Raw genomic sequence first — 17,390 nt, forward strand, 5'->3', positions numbered from 1 at the left:
TCATCTAGCCGGACTGTGGGTAGCGCCGCGGAATCGGCAGCAATTAATCGGCAGAGCCAGTAGGGCGATGCTGAAACATCCTCCCCGTTGGCAGCAAGAAGCAAATCTCTGATCATTCCCGATGGAATCCGTCTGTTATCGGAGACTTCAGGAAGGACCCTGTGCCTGGCGTCGAGCCATTCTAGACCAGTGGTAACATGACGGAGGGACTCCGACGGATCACGCGTAAAAGGTATGAGCTGAGGAAGCGCGAACCGGTGGAGCAATACAAGCGAAGAATCGCTTTCTTCCAACAACCACAGATGATGGCCATCGCCAGAGAAAAATACGAACGCTAAGTCGTCCGCTAGAAATGGGGGCGGTTCCGTCGACGATATGTAGTCAGCTAGGAATTCCGGAACCTGCTTGCTGATAGAGGCTGCACCCATCCGGCCCATATCATAGTACGATTGACTTACGATCGTCGGGCTGGGATCCGGAGTTGGGTCGATGTAGGTGTAGCACGGGACGGACTTGTCAAGCTCATAGCTCCGATACGGCGATATATTCTGACTTACTTCAATGCGTGTGTAGCCCTGTTCTCTAAAGTCAAGATCAGCCAGTCGATCGGTCGGAATGCGCCAACAAACGCCATTGACTGTCTTGCTGCAAGACGGAGTCAAAGTCGCAAATGCCACGCGTTCAGCGATGCGCCAATCGTTCGTATAAACGTAACGTTTAGTCTCGTTGGTTCGGAAGCTACGTGCTGCGCTCCAGCAGCGAACATAGCCTTCTAATCGTGCTGGTATGAGCTGCCTGCTCTCTCCAGCACCCACTGAGGTAGCTAGCGAGCCGGCCGCGAGTATACTCTGATAGCCAAAGATATAGACGGAGTTCATAATATCGATCGGCCGTCCCGCTCCGGTTGCAAGCCTTACAGATGATTGTGTGCCATTCCCTTTTGAGGCGGTCAATTGCTGCAGCGCTTCTTTCTAACGAGATCTCAAGCTTCGCTGAGCGGCGAGCGAGCGAATAAGCGCCGACGAATCGTGGGGCGAAGGGTAATCCGATTGCTTTATCAGGCCGCCTGCGCGGCCTACTTGAGTCAATCTTGACAGTACCCAACGTGAGCACAACCGTTCCACTTTCGAGTACGTGGTGACCAACAAGCTCGATCGCGGGCATCTTCAAGCTGAGCATTTGAACCTGACTAAAGTCCTACGCCGAAGGTTCGGATTGAGCCTTACGCACTCGCCCCGACGGCTTTAAGCCGCGCCGCCGTAGCCACGGTTCCATTCACTGACCCCGTCGAATTGAGCCGCGACGAAAAGCCAGTGGAACGTACAGGGGAGGCCAAGGATTGCCATAATTGGCGTAATTTCTGTTCAGCGGTGGTTCACCCGTCGAGGAATCCAATCGATTGGCATCCGATAGGGGATACGATCATGACGCGCATTCTGCTCGCATTGTTCATCGGCCTGGTGTCATCGATCGCGCTGCCCGCACAGGCGCAAGAGCAGGAGAAGCGGCTCGCGCTGGTGATCGGCAATGGCGCCTACGCGTCCGGCGCGCTGCCGACGGCGGCCAACGATGCGGGCCTCGTGGCGCAGACGCTGCAGGCCGCGGGCTTTGACGTCGTCGGTGCGCGCGACCTCGACGGCGAGACGCTGCGGAAGTCGTTCCGTGAGTTCGTGCAGAAGGTGCAGGAGGCGGGACCGAACACGGTCGCCTTTGTCTATCTCGCCGGCTATGGCGTGCAGCTTACCGGTGAGAACTATTTCATTCCGGTCGATGCGAAGATCGCCCACGACATCGACGTGCCGGTCGAAGGCCTGCGGCTGTCGGACTACATGCGCCAGCTCTCGGCGCTGCCGGTGAAGGCCAACATCATCGTTCTCGACGGCGCGCGTGCGAATTCCTTCGCCAAGGAGGGGCAGCCGCTCGCCGGCGGCCTCGCGCTGGTCGAGCCCGACGCGAAGATGCTGGTGGCGTTCAATGCCGCACCCGGCACGATCGCGCCCGAGGGACAGCCGCCTTACGGCGCCTACGCGCAGGCGCTCGCGGAGATGATTCGCGCTGGCGGCCTGCCGCTGCCTGAACTGTTCGACCGCGTCCGCCTGCGCGTCAGCGAGATGACCAAGGGCGCGCAGATTCCGTGGAACGCGCAGAAGATCGACACGCCCTTCATGTTCTTCGAACGGCAGCAGGACGCGCCGCCGACCCAGGTCGATGCCAGCGCCCGCGACAAGCCGATCCGCGACTTCGACGCCAAGGACGCCTACGCGGCCGCGCTGGAGCGCGACACGCTGCAGGGCTACGAAGACTTCCTGCAGGCGTTTCCGAATGATCCGCTCGCCAAGCGGGTGAGGGCGATCGTTGCCGCGCGGCGCGAGGCGATCACCTGGGGTCGGAGCTATCGCACCGATTCGCCTGATGCCTATTGGTCCTATCTCCATCGCTATCCGCGCGGCCCTCATGCGGCCGATGCGCGGCGGCGTCTTACAATCCTTTCGGCGGCGCTGGAGCCGCCGCCGTCCTTTGCGCCGATCGACTACGACGTTGGGCCGCCGCCGCCCGACGAGCTGACGTATGTGGACGACCGGCCGGTGCTCTACTTCGACGATCCGGTGTACGCCTTTGCGCCGCCACCGCCGCCGCCGGTGTTCTTCCTGCCGCCACCGCCGCCGGATTTCGTGGTTCTGGCGCCACCGCCGCCTCCGGTGGATGTGTACGTGCTGCCCGTTCCGCTGTTCGTGCCGATCCCGGTCTTTGTCCGGCCGCCGATCTATGTTGCGCCGCCGCCGAACAACATCGTGTTCGCCAACATCCACAACACGACGATCATCAACAACGTCATCAACAATCCGAACCCAACTCCGGCGCAGCTCGGCGCGCTCGGAACGAAGTTCAGTGGTGGCGCAGCTCGACCGGCGATAGCGCCATCGCTGCCGCCGGCCGCGGCGCAGCGGGCCAATCTGGTCCAGCCATCGCCGCAGGGCGCCGGTCAGTCGGCGCTGGGCACCAAGTTTGCGCCGCGTGCGCCGACACAAGCCACGCCGGGCGCGGCACCCAACACTCCCGGCGCGAATGCATTGCCAGGCGCCGGAAGGCAGCCATTGCCGCCGGCGCCGCCGCCCGCGACCGCCGCGCAGCCTGATCCGGGCACCAAGGCGTCGAGGCTGACGTCGCCGCCCGGCACAGCTCCCAACGCGGCTGGCGCCAATGCGCCGGCTGGGACCAAGGGGCGGCCTTCGCCGCAGACCGCGACGGCACCTGCCACGGCCGCGCAGCCGAACGCGATCAGGCCGGGAGCTTCGCCGAACGCGGCCGCTGCGCCGATCGACACGAAACTCAACCGGGCAGCGCCCGCACAGCGCCCGTCGGCCGCACGGCCGGCGGATGTTCCGAGGGCCGCTGGCGCGCCGCCGCCGCGCCACGCGCCTGCGGCAACCGCATTGGCAAGGCCGACGCCTTCCGTCGCTCCGCCGGCTGCCGCGCATCGCCCGTCACCGCCGCCGGCAGCGGCGCGGACACCGCCGCCGGCAGCAGCGCGGACGCCGCCTCCTGCGCGTGCCGCGGTCGCACCGCCGCCAGCTCCTGCTCCGCGCGTCGCGGCGCCACCGCCACACCCGGCCGCGCCGCCGCGGGTCGCATCACCGCCGCCGCAGATGCATCAGGTGCAGCGTGCGCCACCACCACCAGCGCGGCCCGCTGCGCCGGCGGGGCGCGGCGGAGCTGCCTGCCCGCCTGGCGGGTGCCCTCAGCATTGACCGGTGTGAAGCGCGGGCCTCGGCGATATCAATCCCGCTTGCGCGAGGCGAGGTCGGAGATTGCCCTCATCACGGCATCGCGGACGCCGGGGTCGTACAGGATGTGCCCGGCGCCTTCGACGATGCGGACTTCGGCCTCTCGCCAGCGCGCGGCCAGCGCGAACGAGGTGGCCGGCGGACACAGCAGATCGTAGCGGCCCTGCACCAGGATGCCGGGAATTCCTGCAAGCTTGCCAGCTTCGTTCATCAACTGGTCGGGCGCCATGAAGCAGTCATTGGCGAAGTAATGCGCCTCCATGATCGGCGTCGCGGGCAAGGCGCGCGACGAGTTCAGCGAGGCGGGATCAAGCCGTGTCCGGCTGGGCGCGTGGACGGAGAGGATGTGCTCGGTGTCATGCCAGGCGCGCGCGGCCGGGCCGTGCACCGCCGCGTCGGCATCGAGGATGCGGCGCCAATAGGCCTCGAGTGGTTGCTCGCGTTCTTCGGCCGGCAGAACGCTCAGGAAGTCCGCCGACAGCGCGGGATAGAAGCGCGGCAGCGTGTCGAGGAAGGCGACTTCCAATTCGGGGCGCGTGCCAAGGAATGTCGCGCGCAGCACCAAGCCGCTGACGCGATCGGGATACGCCTGCGCATAGGCCAGCGCGAGCGTCGCGCCCCAGGAGCCGCCGACCACCAGCCAGCGCTCGAAACCGAATTTCTGCCGGATCGCCTCCATGTCCGCGATCAAAAGCGGCAGCGTGTTGGCCTCGCGCTTTCCTTTGGGGCGGCTGCGTCCGGCGCCGCGCTGGTCGAACAGCACCGCGTGAAAACGCTCGGGATCGAACAGGCGACGGTGATCCGGCTGGCAGCCGCTGCCGGGGCCGCCATGCAGATAGACCGCAGGCACGCCGCCCTCGCGGCCGACGCTCTCGACATAGATCTCGTGGTCGTCGCCGACACCTAAGAATTCGGACGTCAGTGGCGCGAAGGGATCCGTGCGGCGCGATGCTTTGCCCGCCTCGGCGTCAGGCGCCATGGTCGCCTTCCGTCTCCAGCGTGCCGCCGGCGAAATTGCGATAGAGGAAGCGGTTGTTGCCACCGGCCGCCTCGGTCTCCGCGAGCTTGAAGATCTTCTCGTGCATCGGCGACAGCGTGCAGGCCGGATCGGTGTTGCCGGCATCGCCGGTCAGCGCAAAGGCCTGGCAGCGGCAGCCCCCGTAGTCGATCTCGCGGAATTCGCAGGATTTGCACGGCTCGGGCATCCAACCGGTGCCGCGATAGCGGTTGAAGGCTTCCGAGTTCTGCCAGATCCAGGCGATCGAATGGTTCGAGCGCACGGATTCGAACTGGAGCCCGGTGATGCTTTCGGCGGCATGGCACGGCAGCACCTTGCCGGCCGGCGAGATGTTGAAGAACTGCCGGCCCCAGCCGCCCATGCACTTCTTCGGCCGCAGCGCGTAATAGTCCGGCACCACATAGTCGATCGCGAGCACGCCCTTCAATCGCGCCTGCGCCTCCTCGACGATGCGGCTGGTCTCCTCGATCTGTTCAATCGTCGGCATCAAGGCGGCGCGGTTCTTCAGTGCCCAGCCGTAATACTGCACGTTGGCGACCTCGAGCCGGTCGGCGTCGAGATCGACGGCCATCTGGATGATGTCGGAAAGCTGGTGCAGGTTCTGGCGGTGCATCACGGCATTAACGGTGAGCGGCAGGTCGAGCTCGCGCGTCCATTTGGCGGCCTGGATCTTCTTCTCGTGCGAATTCTTCAGGCCCGCAACGCGGTCGGCGACAACAGGCTCGTTGCCCTGGAAGCTGATCTGCACGTGGCAGAGGCCGGCATCGGCGAGCGCCGCCAGCTTTTCTTTCGTTAGCAGCACCGCCGACGTAATCAAGTTAGTGTAGAGCCCGACGTCATTAGCATGCTGCACCAGCTCGACGAGATCCTTGCGCGCGGTCGGCTCGCCGCCGGAGAAATGGATCTGCAGCACGCCGAGCTCGACGAGCTCGGTCATCACCTTCTTCCATTCGTCCGTGGTGAGCTCGCTGCCGGCACGGTCGAGCTCGACCGGGTTGGAGCAATAGGGGCATTGCAGCGGGCAGCGGTGCGTCAGCTCTGCGAGCACCGCCAGCGGAATGCCATAGCTCGTCGCCGTCGAGCGGTGCTGCTCCAGCACCGCCAGCCCGTCATTCGGCGCGGCCGTTGTCTTGCCGTCGGTGAGAATGTCGCTCATGGCGTCTTCTCCCGTGCTTCGCTCAGAAAACCCTTGTCCGCCAGATCCTGCAGCATCGCGATCACGTCGGTCGCGATCGCCTCGCGCGGTGCGGCGTATTTCGCCGCGAGCTGATCGACCAAGTCGGCGACGCTGCGCTCGCCGTCGCAGAGCTGCAGCACTTCGACCGCGATCTCATCCGGCGCCAGCACGCGTTCCGGCGCCAGGATCACCCAGACCTGCCGTGTCTCGTCGAACTTCAGCTTGGCATGCCGCGGCAATTTCGGCCGGCTTGTCTCGCTGACGTTGATGTTGCGGCCCGCCATCGAAGAATTCCTCTAGCTCGCCGTCGGCACGAAAGCGCCGGGCGGGATGTGGCCGTCGACATAGGCATGATAGAGCGCATCGAGCTGCACCCACAGCACGTTGGTCTTGAAGATCAGCGCATTGCAGACCGCCTCGCGCTCCGCCTGTGTCGTGGCGTGCTTCTTGACATAGTCGAGCGCAAAGCCGGCATCGCGCGGCGCCTGCTGCAGGCGGCGTTTGAAGTAGCTCATGATATCAGGATTGACGAAGTTGTAGTGCTGCAGCATCCCCGAGATGCGCTCTTCGTGCAGGTTCGGCGCGAACAACTCCGTCAGCGAGGAGGCGATCGCCTCCAGCGGCGTACGGTCGCGGCAGAAATGCACATAGGCTTCCACCGCAAAGCGCGTCGCCGGCAGGATGCCTTCGGTCGATTCGACATAGGCACTGTCGAGGCCGAGGCCTTCGGTCAGCTTCAGCCAGCGCTCGATCCCGCCTTCGCTGTCGACATCACCGTCATGATCCTCGATGCGATGGCGCCACTCGATGCGGGTCATGCGGTCGCGGAAGCGCGAGATCACGACCGCGTCCTTGATCGGGATCGTGCTCTGGTAATAGTAGCGGTTCAGCGCCCAGGCCTGCACCTGGCCCTTGTTCAATTTGCCGCCGTGCAACAGTTTATGGAATGGATGCAGGTTGTGATAGCGCGTCGCGCCGATATGGCGCAGCACGGCTTCCAGCTCCGCGGCGCTATCGAGCGACACGCCCTTGCCGATCGAATAGGCGGTCATCGCTTGGAGTGAAGGTCCTTGGGGCAAAGGTGCATTCAAAGCTCTATCTCCGTTCCATCGGCGGGGATCTGCCAGCCGGCTCCCTCGGCCATCTTCCGCTCGGGAGAGTCCTTCAATAGGGCCGGGTTGGAGTTGTTGATATGCAGGAACAGTTTTCGGCCGATGGCAAGCCCTGCGAGGCTCTCGATCGCGCCGTGACTGCCTGACATCGCAATATGTCCCATCCCCTGACCGGTCTTGTTGCCGAGTCCCGCCGCGATCAATTCGTCGTCGCGCCACACCGTGCCATCGAAGAACACCAGCGGCGCTCCTGCAAGCCGAGATTTCAGATCATCGGTCACGCGCGCGCAGGCGGCGAGAAAGTAGAAATATTTGCCGCTGGCCTTTTCCGCAATGCGCAGGCCCAGCGTGTCGCCGGCGCCGTCATTGCCGGCCGGATGTGCCTTGCCCTCAAGATACCACGCGCCCTTGCCGGGAACCTCGAACGGCAGCACTTCGAGGCCGGAAGCCGAGCCGTCGGGCAAAGCGGGTTCGAACGCCTGGTCCACCGCGATCGGCTGGCGCTTCACGTTCTTCTCGCTGAGCACGTCGAACACGCTGTTGGACTTCAGGATCGCCAGCACCCGCTGGTGCGCGTAGATCGTAAAGGGCGAACCCTCGCGCATCGACAATAGTCCCGCAATGGCGTCGATCTCGCCATTGGTGAGGATGACGCCGGCGATCGGACTATGGCGAAGCTCGCCGCGCTTTGGGTGCAATCGCGGCGTTGCGGTCACTTGCTGGCGCAGGTCGGGCGAGGCGTTGATCAGGAACCAGTGCGCGCCGTCGGCGCTGACCGCGATCGAAGCCTGGGTACTCTGCAGGTCCGCCGCCTCGCTTCTTGCCGTGGTGCAAACCGGGCAGCCGCAGTTCCACTGCGGAACACCACCGCCGGCCGCCGCGCCCAGGACGACGACGCGAACCATGATCCGTCTCCTGGCGAAAACCTGACGCGTAGGAACAAACGAGCCAGGGACACAACAAAGCGGACCCGGGCGTCAACACACATTCCCTTAAGGAAGGTCGGACGCCCGCAAGTCCAGCAACGTATTAAGGCTAAGGTCGTCGCGCCCGCTTACTTGCGGGTTGCGCACATATACATGTTGATTTCCATGCCGACGGACACTTCGACGATCTTTGGTGCTTTCCAGGCCATCAGGTTCTCCTGTTTATGATCCGGGCGTATTTCGTCCCGGGCGATAAAGTAATGCGGGCGAAAAAGTTCGCCAGTTAAATTTTGACGTGCTGCGCTGCATCAGTCATGCTGCGCCGCACTGGATCATGACCAGATTAGACGGAATCAGATCATGATCTCATCTCTTTGTTTGATCATGATCTCCGCGCAAACGCTTGGTCGCGAGGGAAGACCGGTTTCCACTTTTCCGGATCATGTTCGAGGAATTCACGCAGTTGTGCGAGAGCCGCAAGTCAAATCATACGTTTCGTTGTTGTTCGCATTGCGATCAATGGCGATTCTGAGTTTCACGGAGGTCCCATCGCAGGGGGTCTCAACCGGAGTGTCTGCCGCCGATGCCGCGCTATTTCTTCAACACCCGTATCGGCGATGAGCTGATCTCCGACCCCGAGGGCGAAATCCTGCGGGATCCCGATCGCGCCTGGGAGATGGCGCGCGCCATGATTCGGGAACTGCTGCGGACCGAAGGCGCCGACGCCACACTGTTGAATGCCGTCATCGAGGTGACCGACGACGAGGGCGATATCGTGCTCGAATTTCCATTCTCGGAGGCGATCATCGGCCCGCCGGATACGGGCTCGGTCACGAAACATTGAAGGTCTGCGCGGTCGTTCTGCGCTAGATCGCTCCCCCGCCTCGATTCCGACCATGTTCCGGATTGCATCCGTGGACGAATGTCGGAAACTGCCACTCAGGAAGCCACGCCGGCATGCGCAGGATGCTGCACATGCGAGGACCAAAAGGCTTTCGCATCTGGGGAGAACCACAACGATGAACAATCTGACCACGCCGCGCAGCCTTGTCCTGGCCGGCGCTTTCTTCGGCGCATTCACGCTTGCCGCCCATGCCCAGCAGCCCGCCAGTCCGCCCGCCGCCGGTGCGGCACCTGCCGCAGCGCAGCCGCTGCCGCCGGGCTCGCCGCTGATCGGGCGGCCGGAGAACGAGGCGGCCGCCAAGCTTGCCCCGGTCGCGCCGCCGCCGCTGGCGGCCGCGCCCGACAAATTGCCGCTCGCCAAGCTGAAGGTGCCGGCCGGCTTCAACGTCGAGGTCTACGCCGCCGGCATGGCGAATGCGCGCTCGCTGGCGCAGAGCGACAAGGGTACGGTGTTTGTCGGCAGCCGCCTCGTCGACAAGGTCTATGCCATCGTCAACAAGGACGGCAAACGCCAGGTGAAGGTGATCGCCTCCGGCCTCTATCGCCCGAACGGCGTCGCCTTCAAGGACGGCACGCTCTACATCGCGGAGCTCTCGAAGGTCTCCAAGATCGAGAAGATCGACGATGTCATCGACAGTCCGCCGAAGCCGACGGTGATCTATGACAATCTGCCCAAGGACGAGGCCCATGGCTGGAAGTTCATCGCCATCGGCCCGGACAACAAGCTCTATGTCCCGGTCGGCCAGCCCGGCAACAACGTCCTGCATGACGATGCGCATGGCCAGATCCGGCGCATCAATCTCGATGGCTCGGGGGCGGAAGTCTATGCGGTCGGCGTGCGCAACACGGTCGGCTTCGACTGGAATCCGGAGACCAAGCACCTCTACTTCACCGACAACGGCCGCGACTGGCTGTCCGAGACGGTGCCGGAGGATGAGCTCAACCGCGTGACCAAGGCCGGCGAGGATTTCGGCGCGCCGTTCTGCTACCAGGGCAACATCATCGACCAGGAGCTCGGCTGGGGCAAATCCTGCAGCGACTATACCCCGCCGGTCGGCCTGATGGGCCCGCACACCGCTTCGCTCGGCATGCGCTTCTACACCGGCAACATGTTCCCGAAGACGTACAAGAACGCGATCTTCGTCGCGCGCCACGGCTCCTGGAACAAGTCGAAGAAGGAGGGTGGCGATGTCGTCGTGGTCAAGCTCGACAAGGACGGCAAGGTGAAGTCGGTCGAGCCGTTCCTCACCGGCTTCCTCGAGGATAACAAATATGTCGGCCGTCCCGTCGACGTGATGCAGTTGAAGGACGGTTCGCTGCTGGTCTCCGACGATTGGAACGGCGCCGTCTACCGCATCAGCTACGGGAAGCAGAAGGTCGCGGGGCAGTAGGTCGTACTCTCCGTCATTGCAAGCGAAGCGACTTGTCCGCCGTAGCTCAAAGAGCGAAGGCGGAAGCAATCCATGCCTCCGCAAGTGGCGAAGTGGATTGCTTCGTCGCTTCGCTCCTCGCAATGACGAGCGCCAGGAAAGATCGATGTACAAAAAAATAGTTGCCGCGCTCGCCCTCGCATCCATCACCTTCGCCGCCAGCGCTGAGACCATTCAGGAGCGCGCCGCGCCCTGTTTTGCCTGCCATGGCGAGCTCGGCACGTCGGAGACCGAGAAGACGCCTTCGCTCGGCGCCCAGCAAGCGGCTTACGTGCTGATCCAGCTCTTCATGTTCCGCGAGAAGCTGCGCGCGTTCGACACCATGAACGAGATGGCGAAGAATCTGTCCGACGACGACCTCCGCACCTTTTCCGACTTTATCGCCACCCTGCCGAAGCCGGCATCGCCCGCCGAGGCCGGCGATTCCGCGCGCATGGCGCGCGGCCAGGCGCTCGCGCATCAATATCTCTGCAACAACTGCCACAGGCCGGATTTTTCCGGCAACGACAACGTCCCGCGCATCGCCAACCAGCGTGAAGACTATCTGAACAAGACGCTCAGCGAATACAAGGACAACACCCGCCACGGCTATGACGGCACCATGGCCGACGTGATGCAGCCTGTGACGAAAGAGCAGATCGCCGACCTGGCGTATTACATCGCCCACTACCGCTGACACGCCGAATAGCTCTTGTCTGACTCGATGTGGCCGCGGTCGACCTCTCCCCAGCGGGGAGAGGTCGGATCGTATCGAAGATACGATCCGGGTGAGGGGGCTCAGGTGCCTATGAGAGACTGAAACCCCTCACCCGGCGCTTTGCGCCGACCTCTCCCTTTGGGAGAGGTGGGCACCGTCCACGCGGCTGCAGCCCGGTTTACTTGCTTAGGAATAATTGTCCATTCCTTGCGCTGGCCACGTCCGCCCCACGACGCTAAAACACGCCCGTCGCAACGGAGTCGGCAATGGAAGAACTTTGGCGCCTGTCGGCCGCGGATCTGGCCGGCCTGATCAAATCGAAAAAGGTTTCGGCGAGGGAGGCGGCGACCGCCGCCCTGGCGCGGCTGGACGCGGTCAATCCCAGGCTCAATGCCGTGGTCGACCACAGACCTGCGGACGTGCTGGCGCAGGCGGACGCCATCGATGCCGCGATCGGCCGCGGCGAGGAGGTCGGCGCGCTCGGCGGCGTCCCTGTCACGATCAAGGTCAATGTCGACCAGGAAGGGTTTGCCACCACCAACGGCTTGACGCTGCAGCGCGACGTGATCGCGAAGGCCGACAATCCCGTGGTGGAGAATTTGCGCAAGGCGGGCGCCGTCCTGCTCGGCCGCACCAACTGCCCGGCCTTCTCCTATCGCTGGTTCACCACCAACCTGATCCATGGCGACACCAAGAACCCCCGCGATCCGAACCTTACGCCAGGCGGCTCGTCCGGCGGCGCGGGGTCGGCGGTGGCGGCCGGCATCGGGCATATCGCGCATGGCACCGATATCGCGGGCTCGATCCGCTATCCGGCCTATGCCTGCGGCGTGCATGGCCTGCGGCCGACCATGGGTCGCATCCCCGCCTTTAACGCGGCGCTGCCGGAGCGGCCGATCGGCCCGCAGATCAGCGCGGTCTCGGGACCGCTGGCGCGCACCGTTGGCGACCTGCGCATCGCGCTCGCGGCGATGTCGGCCCGTGATGTCAGAGATCCCTGGTGGATGCCGGTGCCGCTGGAGGGACCTTCCGTGCCGAAGCGCGTCGCGATGTGCCTCGATCCCGACGGTCTCAATCCGGTCGCCGAGGTGAAGGCTGCGGTGGCGGACGCCGGCAAGCGGCTGGAGCGTGCCGGCTGGACCGTCGAGGAGATCACGGCAACGCCGCCGCTGCGCGAAGCCGCCGACCTTCAGACAAAACTCTGGCTCGGCGATGGCTATGAGGCGCAGCTCGCCGCTGCCGAGCGCGAGGGCGATCCCGGCGCGCTGACCTGCCTGCGCGGCAACCGCGCCAAGGTGCATCCATTCGATCTTTCGAAGGCGCTGACGCGCCGGGCGACATTGACGCGCGAATGGCTGGCATTCTTCGAGCAATACGCGGTGCTGCTGATGCCGGTCTCCGGCGAATTGCCGTTCCCCGATCAACTCGACTGCAAGGACGATGCCTCCTTTGCCCGGGTCTGGCACGCGCAACTGCCGCAGATCGCCATTCCCTTCATGGGCCTGCCGGGGCTGGTTGTGAGCACAGGATTGGTCGGCCGCATTCCCGTCGGCGTGCAACTGGTCTCTGGCCGCTATCGCGAAGATCTCTGCCTTGCCGCCGGCGAGGCAATCGAAGCCGGCGGCACGCCGTCCGCGGTCATTGATCCTGCAGGCTGATCGAAGAATCGAACATGACGATCTTAGGTCGAAGTGACGACGGCGCTTCTCCCTCTCCCCGCTCTTACGGGGAGAGGGTCGGGGTGAGGGGCTTTCTCCGCGATCACGGTGACAGTTGTGCTCGGGGAGGCTCCCCCTCACCCGAAATTCAAGCGCTGCTTGAATTTCGACCTCTCCCCGCAAGCGGGGCGAGGTAAAGCCAATGCCAAGCGTCTATGATTTCACGGCCCGCTCGCTGGTCGGAGATGAAGTGCCCCTGAAGCAATTCGAGGGGCAGGTGCTGCTCATCGTCAACACCGCCAGCGCGTGCGGCTTCACGCCGCAATACAAGGGCCTGCAGGAGCTCTATCTGGGGCTCTCGCCGCGCGGCTTTTCCGTGCTCGGCTTTCCCTGTAACCAGTTCGGCGCGCAGGAACCGGGCGATGAAAAACAGATCGCGGAGTTCTGCGAAACCAACTACGCGGTGACGTTCCCGATGTTCGCCAAGATCGAGGTGAATGGCGCGAATGCGCATCCGTTGTACAACTACTTGAAGAACGAGAAATCGGGCCTGCTCGGCCCGTCGATCAAATGGAATTTCACCAAATTCCTGGTCGACCGATCGGGCGGGGTGGTGGCGCGCCATGCGCCCACCGCGCGGCCCGAAGGACTGAAGACTGCAATCGAGGCCCTGCTATGAGCGAGAACAACGAAACCACCCACGACGAGCTGCCGGACCGCCTGTCGGTCGATCCGAACAGCCCGTATTACAATGCGGATATCCTGGCGCGCGACGTCGGCATCCGCTTCAAGGGCGTCGAAAAGACCAATGTCGAGGAGTATTGCGTCAGCGAAGGCTGGGTGCGCGTCACCGCCGGCAACGCCAAGGACCGCTATGGAAATCCGCTGACCATCAAGGTCCACGGCCCGGTCGAGCCGTATTTCCGCGATAAGCCGAAGTCGTAACATCTGAAGCGCAAGTAGTTCACTCCGTCATGGCCGGGCTTGTCCCGGCCATCCACGTTCTTTGTTCGCGATAACGGAAGGGCGTGGATGCCCGGGACAAGCCCGGGCATGACGCAAAACCCAAAGGCCAAACACACATGTCCGTCCGCATCATCGACGTTCGCGAAGTGACAAAGCCGATCGCCTCGCCGATCCGCAACGCCTATATCGATTTCAGCAAGATGACGACGAGCCTGGTTGCCGTCGTCACCGACGTGGTGCGCGACGGCAAGCGCGTGGTCGGCTACGGCTTCAACTCCAACGGTCGCTACGGGCAGGGCGGCCTGATCCGCGAGCGCTTTGCGCCGCGGCTGCTCGAGGCCGATCTGAAGACGCTGCTTGATGCGAGCGGCGACAATCTCGATCCGGACAAGGTCTGGTCGACCATGATGTCGAACGAGAAGCCCGGCGGCCACGGCGAGCGCTCGGTCGCGGTCGGCACCATCGACATGGCGGTGTGGGACGCGGTTGCGAAGATCGCGAACAAGCCGCTGTTCCGCCTGCTCGCCGAGCGGCATGGCCTCAAGGCCAATCCGCGCGTCTTCGTCTATGCCGCCGGCGGCTACTATTATCCCGGCAAGGATCTCTCCGCGCTGCGTGCGGAGATGCGTGGCTATCTCGACCGCGGCTACAATGTCGTGAAGATGAAGATCGGCGGCGCGCCTTTAACCGAAGACGGCGAGCGGATCGAGGCCGTGCTGAAGGAGATCGGCAAGGACGCGCAGCTCGCGGTCGATGCCAATGGCCGTTTCGATCTGGAGACCGCGATCGCGTATGCAAAGATGCTGCGGGACTATCCGCTGTTCTGGTACGAGGAAGCGGGCGATCCCCTCGACTTCGCGCTGCAGGCCGCGCTCGCGGAATTCTATCCCGCCCCGATGGCGACCGGCGAGAACCTGTTCAGCCATCAGGATGCGCGCAATCTCGTCCGCTATGGCGGCATGCGGCCGGACCGTGACTGGCTGCAGTTCGACTGCGCGCTGTCCTACGGCCTCTGCGAATATCAGCGCACGCTGCAAGTGCTGAAGACCCACGGCTGGTCGCCAAGCCGCTGCATCCCGCATGGCGGCCACCAGATGTCGCTGAACATCGCCGCCGGCCTCGGCCTCGGCGGTAATGAGAGCTACCCCGATCTGTTCCAGCCCTATGGCGGCTTCCCCGACGGCGTGCGCGTCGAGAATGGCCACATCACCATGCCCGATCTTCCCGGCATCGGATTCGAGGGCAAGAGCGATCTCTACAAGGAGATGAAAGCGCTCGCGGAGTAAGCCACGCTCGCGCCATTGAATCTCCGCCGTCATTCCGGGGCACGCGCAGCGCGAGCCCGGAATCCATTTCTCCGCCCGCGTATGTGGCTCGATGGATTCCGGGCTCGATGCTTCGCATCGCCCCGGAATGACGGGGGGACGCATCGCGCAATCCTTTCCTCCGTCATGGCCGGGCTTGACCCGGCCATCCACGTTGTCGCGGGCGCGTGGAAGGACGTGGATGCCCGGGTCAAGCCCGGGCATGACGGCGTCGTATCATTCGCGCGATTTTCCTTAAGCCGATCAACGTGATTTGCTCTGTCCAGCCCTCGCGCAAAAAACATTCCGCTTCCGTCGTCGGGCAAATCAGTGATTTAACTCCGCGCGTCTCACCCGAATGAGGGGCGGCTCGCGATCGTCACGAACGTTGCGGTGAGATGCGGTGGACGTGAGTGTCACGACTGACGAGCGAGATACTCACGGACGGCGAAGTCGTGTGGTTCTGGCGCCCCGACGCTGGCGCTAAGTTTCTTGCGCGAAGCAAGTTCGCGCGAGAGGCGACGGTGGCAAGAAAGCCCGGTCACCGGGAAGAGCACGAAGGAAACCGTAACACCATCGCGCAGGGAAAGCCGGAATGCATCGGTTGAACCTGTGGTCCTACCCCCGTGCTTTTTGTTGCACGGGACCCATGGGTGCAACCAGCACCCGGCTTTCCCTGCGCCCTCTGTTCAATGAGAGGGTGAGACGAGATGCAAAGCTCGGGCGCAACGCGCCGCGAGAATGCGAACTGCTGTTTCCTCGCACTCCACCGTCATGCCCGCGAAAGCGGCATCCAGTATCCGGCGGCCTCTCGGCTCAAGCTCTGCTGTCTCTGGAATACTGGATCGTCCGGTCAAGCCGGACGATGACAGCAGAGAGCTGTTTGACAATTGAATCAGAATTCTCCGCCCGTCATTGCGAGCGCAGCGAAGCAATCCATCGCGCCGCTTGTGGAGACATGGATTGCTTCGCTGCGCTCGCAATGACGTGGAGAGAGCGTGCCGATTGCCCACCCCACACAGTGATGGCGCTCACGCTAATGCTTCGCCCGTCACGACAGCCGCATCTCGAGCAGCCGGCGGCCTTCGCCCTTGAGCAGCTTCTTCACGGCGCTGGAGGCGATCACCTCGCCGTTGTTGGCGTAGGCTTCGTGGTTCTTCTCGATATCGTCGAGGCGATAGAGATAATTGACCATGATGCCGGCGGATTCGCGCAAGCCTTTCGGCGAGAGATCGCCGAGCCAATTGATGCGCTCCAGCCGCGCGCCGTTGCCGAGGTGGAAGCGCGCCACCGAATCGATCAGCCGTCCCTTCGGCGTTCGCGCTTTCAGGAAATAATAGGCGGCGAGCGGCTCCAGCACGGTGCGGAGCTGCGCGGCCAGTTCGGCAATGTCGAACCAGTCGGGCTTGCCGAGCCCTTCGAGCAGCAGCCGATCCTCGTCGGAGAGCGGCGCGTCGCTCGCCTGCCTCAGCCATTGCATGAAGCCCGGCACCGGCGACAGCGTCACGAAGGTGTCGAGCTTCGGCAATTCGCGGCGCAATTCCTCGACCACCTGCTTGATCAGGAAACTGCCGAAGGAGATGCCGCCGAGCCCGCGCTGGGTGTTGGAGATCGAATAGAACACGGCGGTGCGGGCGCGCTCGATCGGCACCGGCTCGCGCTGCTCGGCGAGCAGAGGTGCGATCGCGCCGGGGATCGTCTCGGTCAGCGCGACCTCGACGAAGATCAGCGGTTCGTCGTTCAGCGCCGGATGGAAGAACGCGTAGCAACGGCGATCGATGGGATCGATGCGGCGGCGCAAGTCGTTCCAGTCGCGGATCTCATGCACTGCCTCATAGCGAATGATCTTCTCCAGAATATTGGCCGGCGTCGACCAGTCTATCCTGCGCAGCACGAGAAATCCCCTGTTGAACCAAGAAGAGAGCAGATGGGTGACGTCGCGATCGAGCGACTCCAGGTCCTTGTTGCCTTTCATCAGGTTGAGCAGATCGGCGCGCATCGACACCAGTTCGCTGGTGCCGCCCGGCGCGCGGTTGAGCCGGCGGATCAGTTCCTGCCGGCGCGGCTCGGAGGCGAAATGCAAATCGCTGGCTTCGCCGTCGTCGGAACCCTTGCGCCAGGCCTCGATCGCCTGCATCAGCTTGGCGCGGTCAGGGCCGAAATCCCGGGAGAGCGTCTGGAAGAACGCCAGCCGCCCCGCGGCGTCGAGATGGTGATAGCGGTCGAGCACCTCGCGCGCCATGGCAGTGCCGGAGGCTTCGCCACGGCCCGAGAGCAGCGCCTCGCACAATTCAAGAAGCTCGGAGGCGTCCTGCTTCGTTTCCAACGAATTGCCTCGCCGGAGCAGCGTACGGCCGCGCTCGGAAATCGTTGCCAGCAGGTCGGAGAAAAAGGCATTGGCCATGGGAGGGATC

General features: G+C 63.7%; 15 protein-coding genes. 8 read left to right on the forward strand and 7 right to left on the reverse strand.

Annotation, left to right across the window (positions count from 1 at the left end; all coding sequences use genetic code 11):
• Positions 1-1,424 precede the first annotated feature (1,424 nt).
• Positions 1,425-3,749, forward strand: a complete 2,325-nt coding sequence (locus tag YY7_RS0127835) for a caspase family protein (protein ID WP_028166075.1) — start codon at positions 1,425-1,427, stop codon at positions 3,747-3,749.
• A gap of 28 nt (positions 3,750-3,777) precedes the next feature.
• On the opposite strand, the gene pip is transcribed toward YY7_RS0127835, so the two are convergent.
• The 6 genes from pip to pqqA all read right to left on the reverse strand — a co-directional run bounded on the left by pip (position 3,778) and on the right by pqqA (position 8,227).
• On the reverse strand, positions 3,778-4,764 hold the full coding sequence (gene pip / locus YY7_RS0127840; RefSeq protein ID WP_028166076.1) for a prolyl aminopeptidase: 987 nt from the start codon (positions 4,762-4,764) through the stop codon (positions 3,778-3,780).
• Entirely contained in the window at positions 4,754-5,959 is a 1,206-nt protein-coding gene (gene pqqE, locus YY7_RS0127845; protein WP_028166077.1) for a pyrroloquinoline quinone biosynthesis protein PqqE, read from the reverse strand. The genes pip and pqqE overlap by 11 nt, the downstream gene beginning before the upstream one ends.
• Entirely contained in the window at positions 5,956-6,264 is a 309-nt protein-coding gene (pqqD, locus tag YY7_RS0127850) for a pyrroloquinoline quinone biosynthesis peptide chaperone PqqD (RefSeq protein ID WP_028166078.1), read from the reverse strand. The genes pqqE and pqqD overlap by 4 nt, the downstream gene beginning before the upstream one ends.
• A gap of 12 nt (positions 6,265-6,276) precedes the next feature.
• Positions 6,277-7,032, reverse strand: a complete 756-nt coding sequence (pqqC, locus tag YY7_RS0127855) for a pyrroloquinoline-quinone synthase PqqC (RefSeq protein ID WP_028166079.1) — start codon at positions 7,030-7,032, stop codon at positions 6,277-6,279.
• 35 nt (positions 7,033-7,067) lie between these two features.
• Positions 7,068-7,997, reverse strand: a complete 930-nt coding sequence (gene pqqB / locus YY7_RS0127860) for a pyrroloquinoline quinone biosynthesis protein PqqB (protein ID WP_028166080.1) — start codon at positions 7,995-7,997, stop codon at positions 7,068-7,070.
• A 149-nt stretch (positions 7,998-8,146) separates the two neighbouring features.
• A complete protein-coding gene (pqqA, locus tag YY7_RS57515) occupies positions 8,147-8,227 on the reverse strand; it encodes a pyrroloquinoline quinone precursor peptide PqqA (protein WP_035635412.1) in 81 nt (26 codons plus the stop codon).
• A 374-nt stretch (positions 8,228-8,601) separates the two neighbouring features.
• On the opposite strand from pqqA, the gene YY7_RS0127870 reads away from it, so the two are divergent.
• From YY7_RS0127870 to YY7_RS0127900, 7 genes are all read left to right on the forward strand, one after another.
• Complete coding sequence (locus YY7_RS0127870; RefSeq protein WP_028166081.1) at positions 8,602-8,862, forward strand: DUF6894 family protein; 261 nt, start codon at positions 8,602-8,604, stop codon at positions 8,860-8,862.
• A gap of 175 nt (positions 8,863-9,037) precedes the next feature.
• On the forward strand, positions 9,038-10,312 hold the full coding sequence (locus tag YY7_RS0127875) for a PQQ-dependent sugar dehydrogenase (protein ID WP_028166082.1): 1,275 nt from the start codon (positions 9,038-9,040) through the stop codon (positions 10,310-10,312).
• A gap of 145 nt (positions 10,313-10,457) precedes the next feature.
• On the forward strand, positions 10,458-11,027 hold the full coding sequence (locus YY7_RS0127880) for a c-type cytochrome (protein ID WP_028166083.1): 570 nt from the start codon (positions 10,458-10,460) through the stop codon (positions 11,025-11,027).
• Positions 11,028-11,314: 287 nt separating this feature from the next.
• Positions 11,315-12,706, forward strand: a complete 1,392-nt coding sequence (locus YY7_RS0127885; protein WP_028166084.1) for an amidase family protein — start codon at positions 11,315-11,317, stop codon at positions 12,704-12,706.
• A 202-nt stretch (positions 12,707-12,908) separates the two neighbouring features.
• Positions 12,909-13,385, forward strand: coding sequence for a glutathione peroxidase (locus tag YY7_RS0127890; protein WP_028166085.1), 477 nt, complete (start codon positions 12,909-12,911; stop codon positions 13,383-13,385).
• Entirely contained in the window at positions 13,382-13,651 is a 270-nt protein-coding gene (locus tag YY7_RS0127895) for a DUF3297 family protein (RefSeq protein ID WP_028166086.1), read from the forward strand. Before YY7_RS0127890 ends, YY7_RS0127895 begins: the two co-directional genes overlap by 4 nt.
• 137 nt (positions 13,652-13,788) lie before the next feature.
• On the forward strand, positions 13,789-14,958 hold the full coding sequence (locus tag YY7_RS0127900; protein ID WP_028166087.1) for a mandelate racemase/muconate lactonizing enzyme family protein: 1,170 nt from the start codon (positions 13,789-13,791) through the stop codon (positions 14,956-14,958).
• A gap of 1,069 nt (positions 14,959-16,027) precedes the next feature.
• Here the strand turns inward: YY7_RS0127900 and YY7_RS0127905 are convergent.
• A complete protein-coding gene (locus tag YY7_RS0127905; RefSeq protein WP_028166088.1) occupies positions 16,028-17,380 on the reverse strand; it encodes a malonyl-CoA decarboxylase in 1,353 nt (450 codons plus the stop codon).
• Positions 17,381-17,390: the final 10 nt, after the last annotated feature.

Origin of the sequence: Bradyrhizobium elkanii WSM2783 (assembly GCF_000472865.1) — a bacterium.
Classification (GTDB): domain Bacteria; phylum Pseudomonadota; class Alphaproteobacteria; order Rhizobiales; family Xanthobacteraceae; genus Bradyrhizobium; species Bradyrhizobium elkanii_A.

What these genes read in the sequence shown, in the direction of transcription:
- YY7_RS0127880 (WP_028166083.1), top strand. Translation starts at nt 10,458, where the DNA reads ATGTACAAAAAAATAGTTGCCGCGCTCGCCCTCGCATCCATCACCTTC.
- YY7_RS0127895 (WP_028166086.1), top strand. Translation starts at nt 13,382, where the DNA reads ATGAGCGAGAACAACGAAACCACCCACGACGAGCTGCCGGACCGCCTG.
- pqqD (WP_028166078.1), bottom strand. Translation starts at nt 6,264, where the DNA reads ATGGCGGGCCGCAACATCAACGTCAGCGAGACAAGCCGGCCGAAATTG.
- YY7_RS0127885 (WP_028166084.1), top strand. Translation starts at nt 11,315, where the DNA reads ATGGAAGAACTTTGGCGCCTGTCGGCCGCGGATCTGGCCGGCCTGATC.
- pqqC (WP_028166079.1), bottom strand. Translation starts at nt 7,032, where the DNA reads ATGACCGCCTATTCGATCGGCAAGGGCGTGTCGCTCGATAGCGCCGCG.
- YY7_RS0127835 (WP_028166075.1), top strand. Translation starts at nt 1,425, where the DNA reads ATGACGCGCATTCTGCTCGCATTGTTCATCGGCCTGGTGTCATCGATC.
- pip (WP_028166076.1), bottom strand. Translation starts at nt 4,764, where the DNA reads ATGGCGCCTGACGCCGAGGCGGGCAAAGCATCGCGCCGCACGGATCCC.
- YY7_RS0127900 (WP_028166087.1), top strand. Translation starts at nt 13,789, where the DNA reads ATGTCCGTCCGCATCATCGACGTTCGCGAAGTGACAAAGCCGATCGCC.
- YY7_RS0127890 (WP_028166085.1), top strand. Translation starts at nt 12,909, where the DNA reads ATGCCAAGCGTCTATGATTTCACGGCCCGCTCGCTGGTCGGAGATGAA.
- pqqB (WP_028166080.1), bottom strand. Translation starts at nt 7,997, where the DNA reads ATGGTTCGCGTCGTCGTCCTGGGCGCGGCGGCCGGCGGTGGTGTTCCG.
- pqqA (WP_035635412.1), bottom strand. Translation starts at nt 8,227, where the DNA reads ATGGCCTGGAAAGCACCAAAGATCGTCGAAGTGTCCGTCGGCATGGAA.
- YY7_RS0127905 (WP_028166088.1), bottom strand. Translation starts at nt 17,380, where the DNA reads ATGGCCAATGCCTTTTTCTCCGACCTGCTGGCAACGATTTCCGAGCGC.
- YY7_RS0127870 (WP_028166081.1), top strand. Translation starts at nt 8,602, where the DNA reads ATGCCGCGCTATTTCTTCAACACCCGTATCGGCGATGAGCTGATCTCC.
- pqqE (WP_028166077.1), bottom strand. Translation starts at nt 5,959, where the DNA reads ATGAGCGACATTCTCACCGACGGCAAGACAACGGCCGCGCCGAATGAC.
- YY7_RS0127875 (WP_028166082.1), top strand. Translation starts at nt 9,038, where the DNA reads ATGAACAATCTGACCACGCCGCGCAGCCTTGTCCTGGCCGGCGCTTTC.